Source organism: Pseudomonas sp. 58 R 3 (assembly GCF_900006605.1).
Taxonomy (GTDB): Bacteria; Pseudomonadota; Gammaproteobacteria; order Pseudomonadales; family Pseudomonadaceae; genus Aquipseudomonas; species Aquipseudomonas salomonii.
Window position 1 is genome coordinate 24,723 of the sequence record NZ_CVTT01000046.1, and the last position, 21,024, is coordinate 45,746.

Annotated in this window: 21 protein-coding genes; 15 read left to right on the forward strand and 6 right to left on the reverse strand. The window is 61.1% G+C overall.

Annotated features, from left to right (window positions below; translation table 11 throughout):
- Positions 1–30: 30 nt before the first annotated feature.
- From cysN to BFP92_RS11915, 3 genes are all read right to left on the reverse strand, one after another.
- Positions 31–1,929: a sulfate adenylyltransferase subunit CysN gene (gene cysN / locus BFP92_RS11905; protein WP_065929633.1), complete on the reverse strand. Its 1,899-nt coding sequence runs from the start codon at positions 1,927–1,929 to the stop codon at positions 31–33.
- Between the two features lie 9 nt (positions 1,930–1,938).
- Entirely contained in the window at positions 1,939–2,856 is a 918-nt protein-coding gene (gene cysD, locus BFP92_RS11910; RefSeq protein ID WP_065929634.1) for a sulfate adenylyltransferase subunit CysD, read from the reverse strand.
- A 162-nt stretch (positions 2,857–3,018) separates the two neighbouring features.
- Positions 3,019–3,777 carry a Nif3-like dinuclear metal center hexameric protein gene (locus BFP92_RS11915; protein WP_065929635.1) on the reverse strand — a complete coding sequence of 253 codons (759 nt, stop codon included), beginning with the start codon at positions 3,775–3,777 and terminating at the stop codon, positions 3,019–3,021.
- Positions 3,778–3,879: 102 nt separating this feature from the next.
- On the opposite strand from BFP92_RS11915, the gene algW reads away from it, so the two are divergent.
- The 3 genes from algW (at position 3,880) to BFP92_RS11930 (ending at position 7,971) form a co-directional block, all read left to right on the forward strand.
- Positions 3,880–5,034, forward strand: a complete 1,155-nt coding sequence (algW, locus tag BFP92_RS11920; RefSeq protein WP_056859113.1) for a Do family serine endopeptidase AlgW — start codon at positions 3,880–3,882, stop codon at positions 5,032–5,034.
- A 108-nt stretch (positions 5,035–5,142) separates the two neighbouring features.
- A complete protein-coding gene (locus tag BFP92_RS11925) occupies positions 5,143–7,239 on the forward strand; it encodes a TonB-dependent siderophore receptor (RefSeq protein WP_065929636.1) in 2,097 nt (698 codons plus the stop codon).
- Positions 7,240–7,251: 12 nt separating this feature from the next.
- A complete protein-coding gene (locus tag BFP92_RS11930; protein WP_065929637.1) occupies positions 7,252–7,971 on the forward strand; it encodes a DUF4198 domain-containing protein in 720 nt (239 codons plus the stop codon).
- Positions 7,972–8,111: 140 nt separating this feature from the next.
- Here the strand turns inward: BFP92_RS11930 and hemH are convergent, their stop codons facing one another.
- Together hemH and BFP92_RS11940 are read right to left on the reverse strand one after the other, a co-directional pair.
- Complete coding sequence (gene hemH / locus BFP92_RS11935) at positions 8,112–9,137, reverse strand: ferrochelatase (protein WP_065929638.1); 1,026 nt, start codon at positions 9,135–9,137, stop codon at positions 8,112–8,114.
- Between the two features lie 14 nt (positions 9,138–9,151).
- The gene (locus BFP92_RS11940) at positions 9,152–10,051 is read right to left on the reverse strand and encodes a TIGR01777 family oxidoreductase (protein ID WP_065929639.1); all 900 of its coding nucleotides are present in this window, start codon (positions 10,049–10,051) and stop codon (positions 9,152–9,154) included.
- Positions 10,052–10,289: 238 nt separating this feature from the next.
- On the opposite strand from BFP92_RS11940, the gene BFP92_RS11945 reads away from it, so the two are divergent.
- The 12 genes from BFP92_RS11945 to BFP92_RS12000 all read left to right on the forward strand — a co-directional run bounded on the left by BFP92_RS11945 (position 10,290) and on the right by BFP92_RS12000 (position 20,283).
- Positions 10,290–11,276, forward strand: coding sequence for an NAD(P)/FAD-dependent oxidoreductase (locus tag BFP92_RS11945; protein WP_017137621.1), 987 nt, complete (start codon positions 10,290–10,292; stop codon positions 11,274–11,276).
- A complete protein-coding gene (locus BFP92_RS11950) occupies positions 11,273–11,488 on the forward strand; it encodes a TIGR02450 family Trp-rich protein (RefSeq protein ID WP_065929640.1) in 216 nt (71 codons plus the stop codon). The genes BFP92_RS11945 and BFP92_RS11950 overlap by 4 nt, the downstream gene beginning before the upstream one ends.
- 113 nt (positions 11,489–11,601) lie before the next feature.
- Positions 11,602–12,561, forward strand: a complete 960-nt coding sequence (locus BFP92_RS11955) for a YbgA family protein (protein WP_065929641.1) — start codon at positions 11,602–11,604, stop codon at positions 12,559–12,561.
- A 3-nt stretch (positions 12,562–12,564) separates the two neighbouring features.
- On the forward strand, positions 12,565–13,494 hold the full coding sequence (locus BFP92_RS11960; RefSeq protein ID WP_065929642.1) for a MerR family transcriptional regulator: 930 nt from the start codon (positions 12,565–12,567) through the stop codon (positions 13,492–13,494).
- Entirely contained in the window at positions 13,495–14,937 is a 1,443-nt protein-coding gene (phrB, locus tag BFP92_RS11965; RefSeq protein WP_065929643.1) for a deoxyribodipyrimidine photo-lyase, read from the forward strand. It abuts the gene before it with no gap.
- On the forward strand, positions 14,930–15,352 hold the full coding sequence (locus tag BFP92_RS11970; protein ID WP_065929644.1) for a nuclear transport factor 2 family protein: 423 nt from the start codon (positions 14,930–14,932) through the stop codon (positions 15,350–15,352). Before phrB ends, BFP92_RS11970 begins: the two co-directional genes overlap by 8 nt.
- Positions 15,349–16,131: an SDR family NAD(P)-dependent oxidoreductase gene (locus tag BFP92_RS11975; protein WP_065929645.1), complete on the forward strand. Its 783-nt coding sequence runs from the start codon at positions 15,349–15,351 to the stop codon at positions 16,129–16,131. The genes BFP92_RS11970 and BFP92_RS11975 overlap by 4 nt, the downstream gene beginning before the upstream one ends.
- Positions 16,128–17,375, forward strand: coding sequence for an NAD(P)/FAD-dependent oxidoreductase (locus BFP92_RS11980; protein WP_065929646.1), 1,248 nt, complete (start codon positions 16,128–16,130; stop codon positions 17,373–17,375). The genes BFP92_RS11975 and BFP92_RS11980 overlap by 4 nt, the downstream gene beginning before the upstream one ends.
- A complete protein-coding gene (locus BFP92_RS11985; protein ID WP_065929647.1) occupies positions 17,372–18,181 on the forward strand; it encodes a DUF1365 domain-containing protein in 810 nt (269 codons plus the stop codon). The genes BFP92_RS11980 and BFP92_RS11985 overlap by 4 nt, the downstream gene beginning before the upstream one ends.
- Complete coding sequence (locus BFP92_RS11990; RefSeq protein ID WP_065929648.1) at positions 18,168–19,439, forward strand: SAM-dependent methyltransferase; 1,272 nt, start codon at positions 18,168–18,170, stop codon at positions 19,437–19,439. The genes BFP92_RS11985 and BFP92_RS11990 overlap by 14 nt, the downstream gene beginning before the upstream one ends.
- Positions 19,432–19,923: a DUF2878 domain-containing protein gene (locus BFP92_RS11995; protein ID WP_065929649.1), complete on the forward strand. Its 492-nt coding sequence runs from the start codon at positions 19,432–19,434 to the stop codon at positions 19,921–19,923. Before BFP92_RS11990 ends, BFP92_RS11995 begins: the two co-directional genes overlap by 8 nt.
- A gap of 54 nt (positions 19,924–19,977) precedes the next feature.
- Entirely contained in the window at positions 19,978–20,283 is a 306-nt protein-coding gene (locus BFP92_RS12000; RefSeq protein ID WP_056859129.1) for a YkgJ family cysteine cluster protein, read from the forward strand.
- A 170-nt stretch (positions 20,284–20,453) separates the two neighbouring features.
- On the opposite strand, the gene BFP92_RS12005 is transcribed toward BFP92_RS12000, so the two are convergent.
- On the reverse strand, positions 20,454–20,972 hold the full coding sequence (locus BFP92_RS12005; RefSeq protein ID WP_065929650.1) for an acyloxyacyl hydrolase: 519 nt from the start codon (positions 20,970–20,972) through the stop codon (positions 20,454–20,456).
- Between the last annotated feature and the right edge of the window lie 52 nt (positions 20,973–21,024).

The following is a 21,024-nucleotide window of genomic DNA, read 5'->3' on the forward strand; positions in this document are numbered from 1 at the left end:
CGGTAGCGGGCTTTTTTGCGGCGGCGAGGTTTAGATCGCGCCGCGCTGACGCAACAGCTCCAGCACTTGCTTGACGCTGTCTTCCAGCGACGTGGCCTGGGTGTCGATCACCAAGTCGGCATTCAACGGCACGTCGTACGGGAAAGACTCGCCAGGGATGTTATCCCCACCCGCTGCGTACAGGCCCTGCGGATCACGTTCGGCGCACACCAGCGGCGAGGCTTGCACGTAAACGGTGAGCAAGCGGTCGCTGCCGATCAACGACTTGGCCTGTTCACGGCCTTCGGCATCCGGCGCCACAAACGCGGCCAGGGTCAACAGCCCCGCTTCGTTGAACTGACGCGCCACGTGAGCAGCACGGCGCCAGTTTTCAGTACGCCCGGCGCGGTCCTGCGGCAAGCCCTTGTTCAGGTCGTGGCGCAGGTTCTGGCCATCCAGTACGAACACCGCACGGCCCATGTCGAACAGCTTGCGCTCAACTGCATAGGCCAAGGTGCTTTTGCCGGCGCCGGACAGGCCGCTGAACAACACGGTGGCCGGTTGCTGGCCGAAGCGCAGGGCGCGTTCTTCGGTGGCTACATGGGCGAGGTTGCCGTGTTGCGCAGTGCCACCATGGCCCACCGGCGGCGCGATGATCATGCCCGCAGCCACGGTGCCGTTGGTCAAACGGTCGATGACGATAAACGCACCGGTGGTGCGGTTGCTGTCATAGCCATCCAACGCAATGGCGGCGTCGAGGCTGACCTTGACCCGGCCAATCTCGTTCAGTTGCAGCGAACTTGCCGGGCCTTCGGCCAGGGTGTTCACGTCCACGCGGTGCACGATGCTGGTGATCGAACCCGGCACGTAGCTGGTGGCGCGCTTGATGTCGTATTTCTTGCCCGGCAGCATCGGCTCTTCGGCCATCCACACCAGCATGGCGTCGAAAGCGTCGGTGACTTGCGGCACGTTGTCGGCATGCACCAGCAGGTCGCCACGGGAGATGTCGATCTCGTCTTCCATGGTCAGGGTCACGGCCTGGCCTGGGCCTGCGTGTTCCAGCTCACCTTCGAAGGTGACGATGGATTTGACGCGGCTGCTCTTGCCCGACGGCAACACCACCACTTCATCGCCCTTGTGCACGATGCCGCTGGCCAGGGTGCCGGCGAAACCACGGAAGTTCAGGTTAGGGCGGTTGACGTACTGCACCGGAAAACGCAGGTCGGTGTAGTTGCGGTCGTTGGCGATCTCGACGGTTTCGAGAATCTCCATCAGCGACTGGCCAGTGTACCAGGGCGAACGCTCGCTCTTGTTCACCACGTTGTCGCCCTTGAGCGCCGACATCGGCACGAACGCCATGGTGCTCGGTTTGAACGCAATGCCTTCGGCGAACTTCAGGTAATCGGCCTTGATCGACTCGAACACGCTTTGGTCGAAGCCATTGATGTCCATCTTGTTGACGGCAATCACGATGTGCTTGATGCCCAGCAACGAGGCGATATAGCTGTGGCGGCGGGTCTGGGTCTGCACGCCGTAGCGGGCGTCGATCAGAATGATCGCCAGGTCACAGGTGGACGCACCGGTGGCCATGTTGCGGGTGTACTGCTCATGGCCGGGGGTGTCGGCGATGATGAATTTACGCTTGGCGGTGGAGAAGTAGCGGTAGGCAACATCGATGGTGATGCCCTGCTCACGCTCAGCCTGCAGGCCGTCGACCAGCAAGGCCAGGTCGATATCATCGCCGGTGGTGCCGGATTTTTTCGAATCACGGGTAATGGCTTCCAGGTGATCTTCGTAGATCATCTTGGAGTCGTGCAGCAGGCGCCCGATCAGGGTGCTCTTGCCGTCGTCGACGTTGCCGCAGGTCAGGAAGCGCAACATCTCTTTGCGCTCGTGCTGGCCCAGGTAGGCGAGGATGTCCTCGCTGATCAAATCAGATACGTGCGACATGACAGCCCCTTAGAAATAGCCTTGACGTTTTTTATCTTCCATGGAGCCTGCGCCATCGTGGTCGATGACCCGGCCCTGGCGCTCGGAAGTTCGCGTCAGGAGCATTTCCTGAATGATGTCCGTCAGCGTCTCGGCTTCGGACTCCACCGCGCCCGTCAACGGGTAGCAGCCAAGGGTACGGAAACGTACTTTCTTTTTGACGATTCGGGCTTTGTCTTCGTCGGACAAGTGCTGGAGGATGCGGTCGTCGTCGATCATGATCAACGTGCCGTTCTTCTCGATCACATCGCGTTCGGCGGCGAAGTACAGCGGCACAATCGGGATGCCTTCAAGGTAGATGTACTGCCAGATGTCCAGCTCGGTCCAGTTGGACAGCGGGAACACACGGATCGACTCACCCTTGTTGACGTTGCCGTTGTAGACGTTCCACAGCTCCGGGCGCTGGTTCTTCGGGTCCCAGCGGTGTTTGCTGTCGCGGAACGAGTACACGCGCTCTTTGGCGCGGGATTTCTCTTCATCGCGACGGGCACCACCGAAGGCTGCGTCGAAACCATGCTTGTCCAAGGCCTGCTTGAGGCCTTCGGTCTTCATGATGTCGGTGTGCTTGGCGCTGCCGTGGGTGAACGGGTTGATGTTCTGCGCCACGCCATCGGGGTTGATGTGGGTGATCAGGTCCAGGCCCAGCTCTTCGACCATTTTGTCGCGGAACTTGTACATCTCCTGGAATTTCCAGCGGGTGTCGACGTGCATCACCGGGAACGGCAATTTGCCCGGGAAGAAGGCCTTGCGCGCCAGATGCAGCATCACGGCGGAGTCTTTACCGATCGAGTAGAGCATCACCGGGTTGTCGAACTCGGCGGCGACCTCGCGGATGATGTGGATGCTTTCCGCCTCCAGCTGTTTCAGATGCGTCAGTTTGTCGACCATGGTTACTCACGGAAAAACGATCTTATGGACGGCCAGCGGGCCGTGTTCGAGCGGGGCATGCTAGCACAGCACCTTCTTCTATTCAGGGAGCCAGCTAGATCGAAACGGTATATGAATATGCCCCACAGTTTGGGGTGTAACTGGTTCAGGCCAGCTCCCACATTAGATTGGGTTCGGGCAATCGATGAACAGATGCTCCAGCGCGAAACGCCGTGCCAGATAGTCACCCAACGCCTGCACGCCATAACGCTCGGTGGCGTGGTGCCCGGCAGCAATGAAGCTGATGTCGTTTTCCCGTGCGCTGTGGAAGGTTTGCTCGGACGCTTCGCCACTCAAGTACAGGTCGACGCCAGCGGCAATCGCATCGTCGATGTAACCTTGCCCGCCGCCGGTGCACCAACCCACCCGGCGGATCATCTCGCTGCCTTCGATCAACAGCGGCTCGCGCCCCATCACGTCCTGCACGCGGCGGGCGAAATCACGCGGCGACAAGGGTTCGGCGAGGGAGCCAACCAGGCCGACGATTTTCGGGTTGTTCGGGTCCAGCGGGCCTTCGACGGTGATGTCCAACTGACGGGCGAGTTGCACGTTGTTGCCCACATCCGGGTGCAGGTCCAGCGGCAGGTGGTAGGCCAGCAGGCTGATGTCGTGATTGAGCAGGGTTTTCAGGCGCCGCTGCTTCATGCCGGTGATGCAGGGGTTTTCGCCCTTCCAGAAATAACCGTGGTGCACCAGCACCAGGTCGGCCTGGGCTTCGACGGCGGCGTCCAGTAACGCCTGGCTGGCCGTGACGCCGCTGACGATGCGCATCACCTGCGGGCGCCCCTCGACCTGCAGGCCATTGGGGCAATAATCGGCAATTTTTGCGCTGCCAAGGTAGCGGTCAGCTTCCTCGACCAGGGTGCTAAGGGGGACAGCCATAAAAGACTCCTAAATATCCCGTTCCGAGGCGCTCGCAGCCTCGTATAATGCGCGACATTATGGGCGCTCTCCCGCCCCCTGCAACCTGTCAGGACTTACTTGATGCTCAAGGCACTGCGTTTTTTTGGATGGCCATTGTTGGCTGGCGTGCTGATCGCGATGCTGATTATTCAGCGTTATCCCCAATGGGTGGGCTTACCCAGCCTTGATGTGAACCTGCAACAGGCCCCGCAAACCAGCTCCGTGGTACAAGGCCCGGTCACCTACGCAGACGCCGTGGTCATCGCCGCGCCCGCCGTGGTCAACCTGTACACCACCAAAGTCATCAACAAACCGGCGCACCCGCTGTTTGAAGACCCGCAATTTCGCCGCTATTTCGGCGACAACGGCCCCAAGCAACGCCGCATGGAATCGAGCCTGGGTTCGGGTGTGATCATGAGCCCGGAAGGCTACATCCTCACCAACAACCACGTGACCACGGGCGCCGACCAGATTGTCGTGGCCCTGCGCGACGGCCGTGAAACCCTGGCCCGTGTGGTCGGCAGTGACCCGGAAACCGACCTCGCCGTACTCAAGATCGATTTGAAAAGCCTGCCCTCCATCACCATCGGCCGCTCCGAAGGGCTGCGCGTGGGCGACGTGGCACTGGCCATCGGCAACCCTTTCGGGGTTGGCCAGACCGTGACCATGGGCATTATCAGCGCCACCGGGCGCAACCAGTTGGGGCTTAACAGCTACGAAGACTTTATCCAGACCGACGCGGCCATCAACCCCGGCAACTCAGGCGGCGCGCTGGTGGATGCCAATGGCAACCTGACCGGCATCAACACCGCGATCTTCTCCAAGTCCGGCGGCTCCCAGGGTATCGGCTTTGCGATTCCGGTGAAGCTGGCGATGGAGGTGATGAAGGCGATCATTGAACACGGTCAGGTGATTCGCGGCTGGATGGGCATTGAAGTACAGCCGTTGACCAAGGAACTGGCCGAGTCGTTCGGCCTGACCGGTCGCCCAGGCATCGTGGTCGCCGGGATTTTCCGCGATGGCCCGGCGCAAAAAGCCGGCCTGCAATTGGGCGATGTGATTTTGAGCATCGACGGCGAACCTGCCGGTGATGGCCGCAAATCGATGAACCAGGTGGCGCGGATCAAGCCGACCGACAAGGTGGTCATCCAAGTGATGCGCAACGGCAAAGAGCTCAAGCTGGTGGCGGAAATCGGCCTGCGGCCACCGCCGGCGCCGGTCAAAGAAGAGGAATAACGGCTGTGGGAGCCCGTACGCGGGCTCCTGTAACCTAATGTTTCGAAAGAAATCCATTCTCATTAGTCATGTTATATTGTTTCAATATTGCTATTGGAACGCTCTATCATGCCGTCTCGAAGATTTGCCCCCCTGGCTGGCCTGGCCATGGGCTTGTTGCTCGACCCCGCCTACGCCGAAAACAACAGCGTCGAACTGGACACCATCAGCGTCACCAGCGATGCCTATGAATCTGCCACCGGCCCGGTGACAGGCTACCGCGCCACCCGCTCCGCCAGCGCGACCAAAACGGACACGGCCCTGCGCGACATCCCACAATCGATCAGCGTAATTCCTGCCTCAGTGCTCAAAGACCTGGGCAGTACCAACGTGGAGCGCGCCCTGGAATTTGCCGGCGGCGTGTCCAAACAGAACAACTTCGGCGGCCTTACGCTTTACGAATACAGCGTGCGCGGCTTCACCACGTCGGAGTTTTACCAGGACGGTTTCAGCGCCAACCGTGGCTACCCGAGCACACCGGACGCGGCCAATATCGAGCGCATCGAAGTGCTCAAAGGCCCTGCCGCCAGCCTCTATGGGCGTGGTGATCCGGGCGGCACCGTGAACATTGTCACCAAGAAGCCGCAGCCCGAAGCCTTCACCACCGTGCAAACCAGCGCCGGCAGTTGGGACCGCTACCGCACTGCGCTGGATGTGAACACCCCGCTGGACGACGAAGGCCGCGTGCTGTCGCGGGTCAACCTCGCAGTGGAAGACAACCACAGCTTCCGCGATCACGTCGACGCCCAGCGCGTGTTCGTCGCACCGTCTTTCAGCTGGCAATTGGACCCGGACACCCGCCTGCTGGTAGAAAGCGAATTTGTGCGCCACAGCTCCACCTTCGACCGTGGCATCGTCGCGCCGCACGGCATGTCCCGCTCGACCTTCCTGGGCGAACCCAACGATGGCGACATCCGCAACCACAACAACCGCCTGCAAGCGGCCCTGGAACATCACCTCAACGACGCCTGGCAACTGCGCCTGGCCAGCCACTATAAACAAGGCAGCCTGTGGGGCGATGCTTCGGAAAGCCGCGCACTGAATGCCGACGGCCATACGGTCAATCGCCGTTACCGCGAACGCTCCACGGGTTGGCACGACAGCATCACCCAGCTTGAACTGCGCGGCCTGTTCGATATCGGCAGTTGGCAGCATGAGTTGCTGATCGGCACCGAATACGAGGACTATCGCAAGAAGGAGCGCGTCACCGCGATCGGCGGCAGCCTCTACCCCATCGACATCTACAAGCCCGTCTACGGCCAGCCCAAACCTAGCGGCGCACGCTCCGGCACTGACTTCTACGAGCAGGTCAAAAGCCAGGCGTTGAACCTGCAAGACCAGATCATCTTCACCGACCGCCTGCGTGGCATGGTCGGCGCACGCTTTGAGCATTTCGAGCAAAGCACCGACGACTTCACCCGCAACCACGCCAAGAGCCGTCAGACTCACGACGCCCTCACCCAGCGCGCCGGCTTGCTCTACCAACTGACGCCGCAAATCGGTGTGTTTGCCAACGCCTCCACCTCGTTCAAGCCCAACAATGGCCTGGACGCCGGCGGCAAATCCTTCAAGCCGGAAGAAGGCGTGGGCTATGAAGTGGGCATCAAGAGCGAGCTGTTCGACGACCGCCTGAGCACCACCCTGGCCGCCTTCCATATCGACAAAGAAAACGTGCTGGCGCTGGACCCGTCCACCGACACCAACCGCGCCATGGGCAAGGCGCGCAGCCAGGGTTTTGACCTGCAACTGACCGGGCAACTGACGGACGCGATACGCGTGATCGGCGCCTTTGCCTACATCGACGCCGAAGTGACCAAAGGCGACAAAACCATTCCCGCCGGCAGCCGGATTCTCGGCGTGGCCAAACGCAGCGGCAGCCTGCTGGGCGTGTATGAGTTTCAGGACGGCGCACTGCGCGGCTCAGACCTGGGCGCGGCGTTTACCTACGTCGGCGATCGCTCCGGCGAGGCCGGCGGCAGCTTCGAGCTGCCGGCGTATCACACCGTCGACCTGCTGGCCCATTACAAGGCCAGTGACAAGGTCACCGTGGGCTTGAACCTCAATAACTTATTTGACGAAAAATACTACGAGCGCTCCTACAGCAATTACTGGGTGATGCCCGGTGAGCCGCGCAACTTCACCGTCAGCCTGACCCTCAACCTGTAACAGGACGTCAACATGCAAGCCTTCAAATCCCTGGCCGTCATCGGCCTGCTGTTTGCCACCCAAGTCTCGGCCCACGGCCTGTGGACCGAACAGCGGCGCGGCAATATCGAAGTGATCTACGGCCACGGTGCCGAGGACAACGCGTTCAAGGCACAGAAAATCAGCGGTGCCTGGGCATATGACGCGGGCGGCAAGATGATCCCGGTGACCGTAGAGCGCCTGCCCGACCACGCACGCCTCAAGCCGCTCAAATCACCGGCCGTGATGGCCGTGGCCCTGGACAACGGCATGTGGTCGCAGACGCCAGACAAAAAGTGGGTCAACCAGGGCCGCAGCCAAGTGCCGGGGGCGATTCAATCGACCCAGACCTTCAAATACAGCCTGGCGATTTACCAGCCGGGGGCGAAACTGCCCAAGCTGGACCAGATCAAGCTGCTGATCCTGCCGGAAGTCGACCCGCTGACCGTAGGGCCAGGCAAATCGCTGCCGGTGCGGGTGCTGCTGGACGGCAAGCCTGCGGCGGGTATCAAGCTGGTAGGTGATTATCGCAATGCGCCGAACACCGTGAGCACGGAGACCGACAAGGATGGCCGCGCCCAGGTGCTGGTACGTAATGAAGGGTTGAATGTGATTGCCGCACAGGTGGAGATTGCGCTCAAGGACAACGCTGACGTGGCCACCCGAGGGCTGTTCACTTCGCTGACCTTCCTCGGCGAACCGCACCACGAATAAACACCGAAACTCAAAGTTGGCACCATCAATGTGGGAGCGGGCTTGCTCGCGAAGGCGGAGTGTCAGTCACCGGATGTATTGACTGATCCACCACATTCGCGAGCAAGCCCGCTCCCACATTTAGCCTGTGTTTGGCTTGATTAGAGTGACAACGGCGCCCGCTCGCACAGCGTATTAAGCGCCACCGCCCACTGCGGGTCATCGTTCAAGCACGGCACCAGCACCAACTCCTCGCCCCCTGCCTCGCGGAACTGCTCCAGACCGCGATCGCCAATTTCCTCCAGGGTCTCGATGCAGTCGGCGACAAACGCCGGGCACATCACCAGCAGCTTTTTCACGCCTTGCCCGGCCAAGGCTTCCAGGCGGGCTTCGGTGTAGGGTTCGATCCACTTGGCGCGGCCCAGCCGTGACTGGAACGCCACCGACCACTTGCCCTCCGGCAATCCCATGCGCGCGGCAAAGTCGCGCGCCACGCTGAAGCACTGGGCGCGGTAGCAGGTGGCAAGCACCTCGGGCGAAGCGTTCTTGCAGCAGTCAGCATCCTTGAAGCAATGCTGGCCTGTGGGGTCGAGTTTTTTCAGATGGCGCTCAGGCAACCCATGGAAGCTCAGCAACAAGTGATCGAATGCCTGCGCCACGTACGGCCGGGCGCTGGCGACCAAGGCGTCGAGGTATTCCGGCTGATCGTAGAACGGCTGCAAGATAGAAAACTGCACATTGAGCTTCTTGTCGCGGACCACACGCTTGGCTTCTTCGATCACCGTGGTCACGGTGCTGTCAGCGAACTGCGGATACAACGGCGCCAGGGTGACTTTTTGAATGCCTTGAGCCGCGAGGCGCGTGAGGGTGGTTTCAAGCGACGGCTCGCCGTAGCGCATCGCCAACTCCACCGGGCCGTGGGTCCACTGCTGGGTCATTTGCGCTTGCAAGCGACGGCTCAGGACCACAAGCGGCGAACCTTCTTCCCACCAGATCGAGGCGTAGGCATGCGCCGATTGCTCAGGGCGCTTGATCAGGATCAGCGACACCAGCAAGCGCCGCACCGGCCACGGCAGGTCGATCACGTAAGGGTCCATCAGGAACTGATTAAGGTAGCTGCGCACATCGGCCACCGAAGTGGATGCCGGTGAACCCAGATTGACCAGTAACAACGCGTGATCCGTCATGCAACATCCTATGGCTAGAGGCGGCTGGATAAATCTTCCAGGGCCGCGTGCAACTCAGTGAACTGAAAAGTGAAGCCGGCGGCCAGCAACCGTTCGGGAACGGCCTTCTGCCCGCCCAACAGCAGCCCGGACAACTCGCCCAGGCCGACCTTCAAGGCAAACGCGGGCATCGGCATGAACGCCGGGCGGTGCAGCACCTGGCCCAGGGTTTTGGCGAACTCGCGATTACGTACCGGGTGTGGCGCGCAGGCATTATAAGGACCGCTGGCATCGCCGTTGTGCAGAAGAAAATCAATCAGGGCGATTTGATCTTTGATATGGACCCACGGCATCCACTGCCGACCATTGCCGATCGGCCCGCCCAGCCCCAGTTTGAATGGCAGCAGCAGCCGCGACAAAAAGCCGCCCTTGGCCGACAACACCAGGCCCGTTCGCACCAGCACCACGCGGGTGCCGAAGGCTTCGGCGCGCAACGCGGTTTCTTCCCAGGCAATGCACAACTGGCTGGGGAAATCGTCCTGCACCGGGCCGCTGGCTTCGGTCAGTTCGCGCTCGCCACCGTCGCCGTACCAGCCCACTGCAGAACCGGAAATCAACACCGCCGGCTTTTGCGCCAGGCCTTGCATCCAAGCCAGCAAGGTCTCGGTGTGGCTGATGCGGCTGCTCCACAGCAATGCCTTGCGCTTTTTGGTCCACGGGCGATCGGCAATCGGCGCGCCGGCCAGGTTGACCACCGCATCCACCGTGCCGATCACGTCCTGCAAGCGGCCAACACCGAGCACCTCGGCACCGCACCATTTGGCCACGGTATCCGGCTCACGGCTCCACACCGTCAAGCGATGCCCCTGGGCCAGCCAGTGCAGGCAGAGTTGGCGACCGATCAAGCCCGTACCGCCGGTCAGCAAAATATGCATGGGTTTCTCCTCATGTAACGTTTGCCGCCCATCGCTAGTCTATTTTATAAGCAGGGATCTTTTGTAATTGGGCGTTACGTTGGTTTCAGAGGCCAATTCAAGCCTCACCCTTAACCCCTCACCTTTAACAATAGGTCACGCCGTTAGAACAGGTACGCCAAAACTTATACCAAAAAACAATATTGTACAGCTATGGGTGTCGGCGTAGTCTGTACTCAAAGGTAAAACGAGGCCCCCCATGACTGTTCCCATCGCGATCATCGGCACCGGCATCGCCGGTCTTTCCGCCGCCCGAGCGTTACGAGACGCGGGGCACGTTGTACAACTCTTCGATAAAAGCCGTGGCAGTGGCGGCCGCATGTCCAGCAAGCGCAGCGATGCCGGTGCCTTGGACATGGGCGCGCAATACTTCACGGCCCGCGACCGGCGCTTCGTCAACGAAGTGCAGCGCTGGCAAAGCAACGGCTGGGCCGAACAGTGGAAACCGCAGTTGTACAACTTCAAGTCCGGCCAGCTTACGCCCTCCCCCGACGAGCAGATCCGCTGGGTCGGCACGCCGCGCATGAGCGCTATTACCCGCGCGCTGCTTGATGACTTGCCGGTGGAGTTCGGTTGCCGCATCACCGAAGTGTTCCAAGGCAAACAGCACTGGAACCTGCTGGACGCCGACGGTGGCAATCATGGCCCGTTCAGCCACGTGGTGATTGCCACGCCGGCGCCCCAGGCCACCGCCCTGCTGGCTGCCGCGCCCAAGCTTGCAAGCGCCGCCGCCGGGGTGAAAATGGACCCGACCTGGGCCGTCGCCCTCGCCTTCGACACACCGCTGGATACGCCGATGCAAGGCTGCTTTGTGCAAGACAGCCCGCTCGACTGGCTGGCGCGCAACCGGAGCAAACCCGGGCGCGACGCCACCCTCGACACCTGGGTGCTGCACGCCACCAGCGCCTGGAGCAAGGCCAACCTCGACCTGCCCAAAGAGGCAGTGATCGAACACCTGCACGGCGCCTTCGCCGAACTGCTGCACAGCGCCATGCCCGCGCCGTCCTTCAGCCTGGCCCATCGCTGGCTCTACGCCAGGCCGTCGGAGCGGCATGAATTCGGTGTGTTGGCCGACGCCGACCTGGGCTTGTACGTGTGTGGTGACTGGTGCCTGTCCGGGCGGGTCGAAGGCGCGTGGCTCAGCGGCCAGGAAGCCGCACGCCGCCTGATCGAACACCTGCAATGAACCGTCTCAACCCGACGAAATTGCTGTTGTCGAAGTGGACAGCAGCACGCCCGCGCAACAAGGAAAAACACTTTTTGGTCACCGAGTTGTTTCGTGATGACGAAGGCACCGTGCTCGAAATCGAACTGCAAGCGGTCATGACCCGCCGCGCCGAACGCCTCCCGTGGCAAACCCTGCAAAATGCCGAAGACTGGCACATGGGCTGGAAATAGCGGGCGCTGAAAAAACTTATACAAATAATTTGACTTGTACAGCATCAAACCTATGATGAGATTTAGTTGTACAGAATTATAAATCTGTACAGGAATTTCGCAGAGGGTTGAGCATGTCCAGCAGCGCAAAACCGAAGATCGCTATCAGTGCCTGCCTACTCGGCGAGAACGTGCGCTTCAACGGCGGACACAAACAATCCCTGCTGTGCAGCCAAACCCTCGCCGACTATTTCGACTTCGTGCCGTTGTGCCCCGAAGTCGCAATTGGCCTGGGCATCCCCCGCGAACCGATTCGCCTGGTGGGCGACCCTGCTCATCCGCAGGCCGTCGGCACCGTGCACCGTGAACTCAATGTGACCCAGCCCCTGGACGATTACGGCCAGCAGATGGCGGTGGAACACACAGACCTGTGCGGCTATATCTTCATGCAAAAGTCGCCGTCGTGCGGGCTGGAGCGGGTCAAGGTCTATCGCGACAACGGCACGCCCGTCGATGGCGGCGGGCGCGGCATTTATGCCCAGGCGTTTTGCGCACGCCACCCCAACCTGCCGGTGGAAGAAGACGGCCGGCTGAATGACCCGGTGCTGCGCGAGAACTTCCTCACCCGCGTGTTTGTGTACGCCAGCTGGCAACAATTGCTGGCTGAAGGCATCACCCGTCACCGCCTGTTGGCGTTCCACGCGCGCTACAAATACCTGCTGATGGCCCACAGCCCCGTGCATTACAAAAGCCTTGGCCACCTGCTGGGCAGCATGGGCAAGGGCATCAACCTGGATGAACTGGCCGCCGGCTATTTCAGCGAGTTGATGAGCGGCCTGAAAAAATGCGCCACCCGCGGCACCCACACCAATGTGCTGCAACACATCAGTGGCTACCTCAAGCAGGCCATCAGCGCCGATGACAAGCAGGAAATGCAAACCGTCATCGGCCAATACCGCACCGGCATCGTGCCGCTGGTGGTGCCGCTGACCTTGCTCAAACATCACTTTCGCCAACACCCGGACCGCTACATCGCGCAGCAGGCCTACTTGCAGCCGCATCCGGAAAACCTCAGCCTGCGTAATGCGATCTAGACCATGACACCTGCCCTGCAAGACGACCCTGTCGAAGACATCGCCCAAGCCATCGAAGACGGCTGGCTGCCGATTCGCGAAGTGGCGCGCCAGACCGGCGTCAACGCCGTGACCCTGCGTGCCTGGGAGCGCCGTTATGGTTTGATCGTGCCCCAGCGCACACCCAAGGGCCATCGGCTGTTCAGCGCCGAACATGTGCAACGCATCCACACCATTCTGACCTGGCTCAACCGTGGCGTGCCGGTCAGCCAGGTCAAAGGCTTGATCGATTCCGCCCAGGCCAGCCCCGACAGCGTCGAAAATGAATGGCATGTGCTGCGGCATAAACTGCTCACCGCAATCAGCGAACTGGCCGAACGCCGGGTCGACGACCTGTTCAACCAGGCTATGGCGCTGTACCCGCCGCGCACCTTGTGTGAGCAGTTGATGCTGCCGCTGCTCACCGCGCTGGAGCAACGCTGGCAGGGCCAGTTCGGCGCACAAATGGAGCGGGTGTTTTTTCTGTCCTGGCTGCGCAGCAAGTTCGGCGCGCGCATTTACCACAACAACCGCCAGCTCCAGGGCGCACCGTTGCTGCTGGTCAACCAGTCCGACGTGCCGCTGGAGCCGCACCTGTGGCTCAGCGCCTGGCTGGCCAGCAGTGCCGACTGCCCCGTGGAGGTTTTTGATTGGCCTTTGCCGACCGGCGAATTGGCCCTGGCCGTGGAACACCTGCAACCGCGTGCGGTGCTGCTGTATTCAAGCAAAGCCCTCCACCTGTCGGCACTCAGCAAACTTTTAGGCGGCATCAATTGCCCAATTTTGATTGCCGGACCAACGGTATGCATCCACCAGGACGAGTTAGCCGTATTAACCCGTGACACTCCTGAATTGTTCGTGGCCGAAGACCCGTTGTCGGCCCACCAGTTATTGATCCAGCGTGGAATTGTCTAAATGCATTTGATCTGGTTGCGCACCGACTTGCGCCTGCACGACAACACCGCCCTCGCCGCCGCCTGCCAGCGCGGCCCGGTTGTCGCCGTGTACCTGATCACGCCGCAGCAATGGCTGGACCATGATGATGCGCCCTGCAAAGTCGATTTCTGGCTGCGCAACCTCAAACACTTGAGCCAGGCCCTTGGCGAACTGAACATTCCCTTGCTGATTCGCACCGCCGACACCTGGGACCAGGCGCCCGCCGTGCTGGGCAAACTGTGCCGGGAACTGTCGGTGGACTCGGTGCACATCAACGAGGAATACGGCATTCATGAGAGCCGTCGCGATGTGGCCGTGGCTAAAGCTCTGGAGGCTGACGGGGTGACGTTCCACAGTTACCTCGACCAGCTGTTTTTCCAACCTGGCAGCGTGCTGACCAAAACCGGCACTTACTTCCAGGTATTCAGTCAATTCCGCAAAGTCTGCTACAACCGCCTGCACAGCGCCTTGCCGCGCCTGGTGGCGACGCCGCAACAACAGGCACCGCTGGATGTGCACCGCGACGCCATCCCGGATCAGGTCGAAGGTTTCGAAACACCCAGCGACACCTTGCGCGCCCTCTGGCCGGCGGGTGAGGAAGAAGCCCGGCGTCGCCTCGACACCTTCGCCGACCAACAGATCAGCTACTACAAAGACGAACGCGACTTCCCGGCCAAACCCGGCACCAGCCAGCTCTCGGCCTACCTCGCCGCCGGTGTGGTTTCACCACGCCAGTGCCTGCACGCCGCCCTGCAAACCAACCAGGGCGAGTTCGAAAGCGGCGATATCGGCGCCATCACCTGGATCAACGAGTTGCTGTGGCGCGAGTTCTACAAACACATTCTGGTCGGTTACCCACGGGTCTCGCGCCACCGTGCGTTCCGCCCCGAAACCGAGGCGCTGGCCTGGCGCGATGCGCCCAAGGACTTGGCCGCCTGGCAACAAGGGCGCACCGGCCTGCCGATTATTGACGCGGCCATGCGCCAACTGCTGGAAACCGGTTGGATGCACAACCGCCTGCGCATGGTGGTGGCGATGTTTTTGACCAAGAACCTGCTGATCGACTGGCGCGAAGGTGAGCGCTTCTTTATGCGCCACTTGATCGACGGCGACCTGGCCGCCAATAACGGCGGCTGGCAGTGGAGCTCGTCCACCGGCACCGACTCGGCGCCGTATTTCCGGATTTTCAGCCCGTTGAGCCAGTCGCAAAAGTTCGACAGCGAAGGGGTGTTCATCAAGCACTGGCTACCGGAGCTGGCGGCGCTGAACAAGAAGGAAGTGCACAACCCCGAAGCCGCCGGTGGCCTGTTCGGCGTGGCAGATTACCCACGCTCGATTGTCGACCTGAAAAAATCCCGCGAGCGTGCACTCGCCGCCTTTCGCAACCTGCCTTCACGCCAGGAGGTCGCCGAACATGAGTGACTTCCTGCAGCGGTTCGCCCAGGCCTTTACCACCCTGGACAAGCACAACCTGCACCTGCTCGACAGCTTGTACAGCCAGGACATCGCCTTCACCGATCCGCTGCACGAAGTGCACGGGCTGCCCGCTTTGCGCAGTTACTTCGCCCAGATGTACAGCAACATCAGCCAGTTGCGTTTTGACTTCCACGGATTCGACCAGGTCGCCGAAGGTGAAGGCTACCTGCGCTGGAAAATGAGCTTTTGCCACCCGCGCCTGGCCAGTGGCAAGGTGATCCGGGTGGAAGGTTGCTCGCACCTGATGTGGCGCGACAAGGTCTACCGCCATCGCGATTATTTCGATGCGGGCGCGTTGCTCTATGAACACCTGCCGGTAGTCGGCCCTGTGGTCAGTTGGCTAAAAAGGAGAATGGGATGAGCCTTGTACCGCCCCGCCGTTATTGGTTGACCGGTGCCAGCAGTGGCATCGGTGCCGCGCTGGCCGTCGAACTGCTCAACAGTGGCGCGCATGTGGCGCTCAGCTCGCGCAGCAAAGGCCCGCTTGAAGCGTTCGCCCTGCGTTACCCAGGCCAAGTGCTGGTGGTGGCCGGCGACCTGACCGACAGCCAGACCGTGCGCGAGATCGGCGAACACATCGGCGAGGTCTGGGGTTCATTGGATACGGTGATCCTCAACGCCGGCACCTGTGAGTATGTCGACGCCCGGCAATTCGATTCCTCCATCGTCGAGCACGTGGTGCGCACCAACCTGCTTGCCAGCAGCTATTGCATCGAAGCTGCACTGCCGCTGTTGCGCAAAGGGCTCACCCCACATCTGGTGGGCGTCGCCAGCGCCGTGACCTACCTGCCAATGCCACGCGCCGAAGCCTATGGCGCGTCCAAGGCCGGGCTGCGTTACCTGTTCGAATCGCTGCGCATCAGCCTGTCGCCGGAGAACATCGACGTCACGGTGATCAGCCCGGGCTTTGTCGACACCCCACTGACCGAACGCAATGATTTCCCGATGCCGCTGAGCTGGTCCGCCGAGAAGGCTGCCAGGCATATCTTCGCCAAGCTGGAAAAACGCCCGCTGGAAATCGCCTTCCCGGCGATGTTTATCGCCACCCTGTGGCCATTGTCGAAGCTGCCCAACCGCGCGCAACTGATTATCGGCAAACGCATGCTGCGCAGCCCGCCACCGAAGAAGGACGACCTGTGAAGATCGCCATCATCGGCAGCGGTATCGCCGGGCTGACCAGCGCTTACCTGCTCAGCCGGCGCCACGACATCACGCTGTTTGAGGCGGGCGAGCGCATTGGCGGGCATACCCACACCGTCAATGTCACAGTTGAAGGTCAAAGCTATGCCGTGGACACCGGTTTCATCGTGTTCAACGACTGGACCTACCCCAATTTCATCCGCCTGCTCGGGCAGATCGGCGTGACCTTCAAGCCCACCGAAATGAGCTTCTCGGTGTGCGACGAGAACGCCGGTTTCGAATACAACGGCAATAACCTCAACAGCCTGTTTGCCCAGCGCCGCAATATTCTCTCGCCGGGATTCTGGGGCATGTTGCGCGACATTCTGCGCTTTAACCGCCAGGCACCGCTGGACCTGCAAGAGCAACGCATCAGTGCCGACATGACCCTGGGCGATTACCTGGAAGCCGGTGGATACGGCCCACGCTTTATCCGCCATTACATCGTGCCGATGGGCGCGGCGATCTGGTCGATGTCCCTGGCGGACATGCTCGGTTTCCCGTTGCAGTTCTTTGTGCGGTTTTTCAAGAACCACGGCTTGTTGTCGGTGAACAATCGGCCGCAATGGTGTGTGATCGAAGGCGGTTCAAGCAGCTACATCGAACCGCTGACCCGCAGTTTTCGCGAGCAGATCCGTCTCAATTGCCCTGTGGATAAAGTCGAACGCACAGACGAGGGCGTGATTATCCACAGCCCCGCCGGCAGCGAGCGCTTTGACCGCGTGGTGTTTGCCTGTCACAGCGACCAGGCCTTGGCGTTACTGGCCGACCCGAGCCAGGCCGAGCAAGACATTCTCGGTGCCCTGCCCTACGCCGACAATGACGTGGTGCTGCACACCGACACGCGCCTGCTGCCCGAGCGCAAACTGGCCTGGGCCAGCTGGAATTATCGCCTGAGCGGCACCGCGCAAACCCAGGCGGCCGTCACTTACGACATGAACATCCTGCAAGGCATCCACAGCGACACCACTTTTTGCGTCAGCCTCAACCAGACGCCGATGATCAACCCGCTGAAGATCCTTGCGCGCTACACCTATGCGCATCCGCAATACAGCCTGGCAGCGGTGGCGGCACAAAACCGCTGGGAAGAATTACACGGCGCGCGCCACACCTTTTACTGTGGCGCCTACTGGGCCAACGGCTTTCATGAAGACGGCGTGACCAGCGCATTGCGCGTGGCCCAGGCCTTTGGCGAAACCCTATGAACAGCGCCCTGTACAGCGGCTGGATCGCCCATCGCCGGTTTGCGCCCAAGGCCCACGCCTTTCGCTACCGCATTGGCCTGCTGTACCTGGACTTGAGCGAACAAGACGAAGTGCTCGGGCTCTCGCCCCTGGCCGGCAACAGCCGGCTGGCGCCCTTCGGCTTTCGCCAGCAGGACTACCTGCGTGAATTTACGCGTCACGGCATCAGCTTGAGCGATGCCGTGCGCCAGGAAGTCGGCAAGGCTCTGGGGCGCGAGCCCCGGGGCGTTATCTGCCTACTGACCCAGGCCCGCAGTTGGGGCCTGGCTTTTAACCCGGTGAGTTTCTTCTACTGCTTCGAGGCCGATGGGCAATTGGCCGCGATCCTGTGTGAAGTGACCAACACCCCGTGGCGCGAGCGCTACCACTATGTGCTGCCGGCCCAGGCGCTCGGCGCCGAGGAACACCAGCACTTCGCCGTGGCCAAGGCGTTCCATGTGTCGCCGTTTTTACCCCGCGACCTGGAATACCGCATGAGCTTCAGCCCGCCGGCCGACAGGCTCGGCGTGCACATGGCTGATTGGCAGGGCACGCAAAAAGTCTTCGACGCCACCTTGAGCCTGCAAAAAGAAGCGCTGACCCGCGCCAGCCTGCATCGCTACTTGTGGCGCTTTCCGTGGATGACCGCCAAGACCTGCCTGGCGATTTACTGGCAAGCCATTCGCCTTTTGCTCAAACGCACACCGATTTTTTCCCATCAGGCCGCCGATGGCGCCTCTCGCACCGCAGTCGGGTATACCAAGGATCGCCGCCATGAAATCCCCTAGCTTATCGGTCAAGACCAACCGCCTGAACGTCAACGGCGTGACCAGTGCGCTGTTGCGCAAAGGTGTACTGCGCCAGCTCAGCCAACTGCGCCACGGCCAACTGGTGGTGATCGAAGACGGTGAACGCCAAGTGTTCGGCGCACGCGAAGCGCATCTGTTGGGCGAAATCCAGGTCCACGATTCGGCAGTCTGGGGCCTGGTGGCGGCCAATGGTTCGATCGGCGCCGGCGAGGCGTTTATCCACGGTTACTGGAGCAGCCCGGACCTCACCGCCGTGGTGCGCGTGATGGTCAGCAACCTGGATGTGCTCGATGCCATGGAAGGCGGCCTGGCGCGCTTGGCGCGACCCTTCACCCAAGGCCTGCACTGGCTTAACCGCAACACCCGCAAGGGCTCGCAGAAAAATATCGCCGCCCACTATGACCTGGGCAACGACTTGTTCGAGGAATTCCTCGACCCGACCATGATGTATTCGGCGGCGCAGTTTCTGACCCCCGACGACAGCCTGGAACAGGCGCAACTGAACAAACTGGAACGCATCTGCCAGAAGCTCGCGCTCAAACCCACCGACCATTTGCTCGAAATCGGCACCGGCTGGGGCAGCATGGCGCTGTATGCGGCGCAGCACTATGGCTGCAAGGTCACCACCACGACCTTGTCCAAAGAGCAGTTCGCCTACACCGAAAAACGCATCGAGGCCTTGGGGCTCAAGGAGCAGGTAACGCTGCTGCTGCAGGACTACCGCGACCTGACGGGCCAGTACGACAAACTGGTGTCCATCGAGATGATCGAAGCGGTGGGCCATCGCTTTCTGCCGACCTACTTCAAGCAATGCGCGCACCTGCTCAACAGCGACGGGCTGATGCTGCTGCAAGCCATCACTATTCGTGAACAGCGTTATGAGAAGGCCAAAAACAGCGTCGACTTTATCCAGCGCTATATTTTCCCCGGCGGCGCCCTGCCCTCTGTGCAGAACATGCTGCAGATCGTCAGCCGCGACACCGACATGAACCTGCTGCACATGGAAGACTTCGGCTTGCACTACGCGCGCACCCTGCGCCTGTGGCATGAGAACTTCCGTCGCGCCCATGGTCGTCTTGCCGAGTTGGGCTACGATGAGTACTTCCTGCGCCTGTGGGAATTTTACTTGTGCTACTGCGAAGGCGGGTTTATGGAGCGAACGATCGGTACCGCGCAGCTGCTGCTGGCCAAGCCTGCGGCGATCAACCCGCCGTTGCTCGGGCGTTTCAATGCTTAAAACCCTGGCCAATGCCGTGCTGTTCCAGTGCGGCTGGTTTGCCTGTGTGCTGGGCGGTGACAGCCGCTGGTTGTGGGTGGGCGCGGGCGTGCTGGCCATCCACCTGCTGTGGACAAGTTCATGGTCGGAAGAAGGCCACGTGATCCTGGCCGTGACCCTGTTGGGCACCGTGGTTGATACCTTGTTGCGCACCTTTGGCGTGTTTCACTTCGGTTTTCCAGGGCCGCTGATTCCCTTCTGGCTGATCATGCTCTGGGCACTGCTCGCCACCACACTGCGCCATTGCCTGGCCTGGAGTGCACAACCCTGGTGGCGCGCCAGCCTGTTGGGGGCGGTGGGTGGGCCACTGTCTTATTACGCCGGCAGCCAATTGGCCGGTGTGCGTTTGGGCTACGACACAACGCTGACGCTGATCGGCCTGGCGTTGCTCTGGGCGCTGGTGTTCCCGGTATTGCACTGGGTGGCACGGCAGCTTGGGCACTGACGTCCGTCAGAGCATTCATACGCAAGCAACGCGCTTGCCTTACACTGCGCGCCTATGACCAACATCCCCCACACACAAATCACCGAACCCGCCGTCACCTGCTCGACGTGCGCAGCCTGCTGCTGCCAGCTGGAAGTCATGCTGATCACCGACACCGGCGTGCCGGAGCGCTATATCGATACCGACGATTGGGGCGGTGAAGTGATGCTGCGCCTGGATGACGGCTGGTGCGCGGCCCTGGATCGGGACACGATGATGTGCACGATTTACGAGCGGCGGCCGTTGATCTGTCGGGAATTCGAGATGGGTGCGCCGGAGTGCCTTGAAGAGCGCCAGGGCATTGCGACGGCGTATCGCTGAGCCCAAGACTGATGAAGATCATAATGTGGGAGCGGGCTTGCTCGCGAAAGCGCAGTGTCAGTCGATGCATCAGGCGTCTGACACACCGTCTTCGCGAGCAAGCCCGCTCCCACATTTTGACTGTATTCCAAGTCAAGCTATGTGGGAGCTGGCTTGCGCAGGCTTGGGAGTTACAACGGGTAGGTGTAGTGCAACGAGTAGCTCTCTACGCCGTCGTTATTGCTGCTGATGCCCGCATTGGAATAGTGCGTGGCACGAATGCCCACTTCATGCCCGCCGGCAAAGCGCAAACCAAAGCCCAGGCGGTCTTCGAACTGGAAGGCCTGGCCGATGTTGTTGTCTTCAACCCGCGTGCGTGAAAACACCGCCACACCGATACCCGCTTCGATGTAAGGCTTGACCTTCTCCCCGGCAAACTCATACACAAACACCGGCGAGAACGACAGGCTGCTGACACTCGCGCGTTTGTCGCCGTCCCAGTAGGTGTAAGCGCCACTCCAATAGCCGGTCAGTCGGCCCGTATCACTCTGCCACCAGCTTTTATCCCAATCCGACGTCAGCCCCAACCGATAGGTCAAGGTCGAATCGCTGGTCCCCCCCACCCCAAATTCCAGGCCGGCGGCCTGAGCCGAAACTGAGTGTCCCACCACCGCGGCCGCAATCGCAGCCAAACAGAACAAGCGCTTCATAAGAGCACATCCTTTGAGATCGAAGTTGTAGGGTTTGTACAGGCTAACGCTA

Coding starts and splice junctions, on each gene's coding strand:
- cysN (WP_065929633.1), bottom strand. CDS start 1,929: ATGTCGCACGTATCTGATTTGATCAGCGAGGACATCCTCGCCTACCTG.
- cysD (WP_065929634.1), bottom strand. CDS start 2,856: ATGGTCGACAAACTGACGCATCTGAAACAGCTGGAGGCGGAAAGCATC.
- BFP92_RS11915 (WP_065929635.1), bottom strand. CDS start 3,777: ATGGCTGTCCCCCTTAGCACCCTGGTCGAGGAAGCTGACCGCTACCTT.
- algW (WP_056859113.1), top strand. CDS start 3,880: ATGCTCAAGGCACTGCGTTTTTTTGGATGGCCATTGTTGGCTGGCGTG.
- BFP92_RS11925 (WP_065929636.1), top strand. CDS start 5,143: ATGCCGTCTCGAAGATTTGCCCCCCTGGCTGGCCTGGCCATGGGCTTG.
- BFP92_RS11930 (WP_065929637.1), top strand. CDS start 7,252: ATGCAAGCCTTCAAATCCCTGGCCGTCATCGGCCTGCTGTTTGCCACC.
- hemH (WP_065929638.1), bottom strand. CDS start 9,137: ATGACGGATCACGCGTTGTTACTGGTCAATCTGGGTTCACCGGCATCC.
- BFP92_RS11940 (WP_065929639.1), bottom strand. CDS start 10,051: ATGCATATTTTGCTGACCGGCGGTACGGGCTTGATCGGTCGCCAACTC.
- BFP92_RS11945 (WP_017137621.1), top strand. CDS start 10,290: ATGACTGTTCCCATCGCGATCATCGGCACCGGCATCGCCGGTCTTTCC.
- BFP92_RS11950 (WP_065929640.1), top strand. CDS start 11,273: ATGAACCGTCTCAACCCGACGAAATTGCTGTTGTCGAAGTGGACAGCA.
- BFP92_RS11955 (WP_065929641.1), top strand. CDS start 11,602: ATGTCCAGCAGCGCAAAACCGAAGATCGCTATCAGTGCCTGCCTACTC.
- BFP92_RS11960 (WP_065929642.1), top strand. CDS start 12,565: ATGACACCTGCCCTGCAAGACGACCCTGTCGAAGACATCGCCCAAGCC.
- phrB (WP_065929643.1), top strand. CDS start 13,495: ATGCATTTGATCTGGTTGCGCACCGACTTGCGCCTGCACGACAACACC.
- BFP92_RS11970 (WP_065929644.1), top strand. CDS start 14,930: ATGAGTGACTTCCTGCAGCGGTTCGCCCAGGCCTTTACCACCCTGGAC.
- BFP92_RS11975 (WP_065929645.1), top strand. CDS start 15,349: ATGAGCCTTGTACCGCCCCGCCGTTATTGGTTGACCGGTGCCAGCAGT.
- BFP92_RS11985 (WP_065929647.1), top strand. CDS start 17,372: ATGAACAGCGCCCTGTACAGCGGCTGGATCGCCCATCGCCGGTTTGCG.
- BFP92_RS11990 (WP_065929648.1), top strand. CDS start 18,168: ATGAAATCCCCTAGCTTATCGGTCAAGACCAACCGCCTGAACGTCAAC.
- BFP92_RS11995 (WP_065929649.1), top strand. CDS start 19,432: ATGCTTAAAACCCTGGCCAATGCCGTGCTGTTCCAGTGCGGCTGGTTT.
- BFP92_RS12000 (WP_056859129.1), top strand. CDS start 19,978: ATGACCAACATCCCCCACACACAAATCACCGAACCCGCCGTCACCTGC.
- BFP92_RS12005 (WP_065929650.1), bottom strand. CDS start 20,972: ATGAAGCGCTTGTTCTGTTTGGCTGCGATTGCGGCCGCGGTGGTGGGA.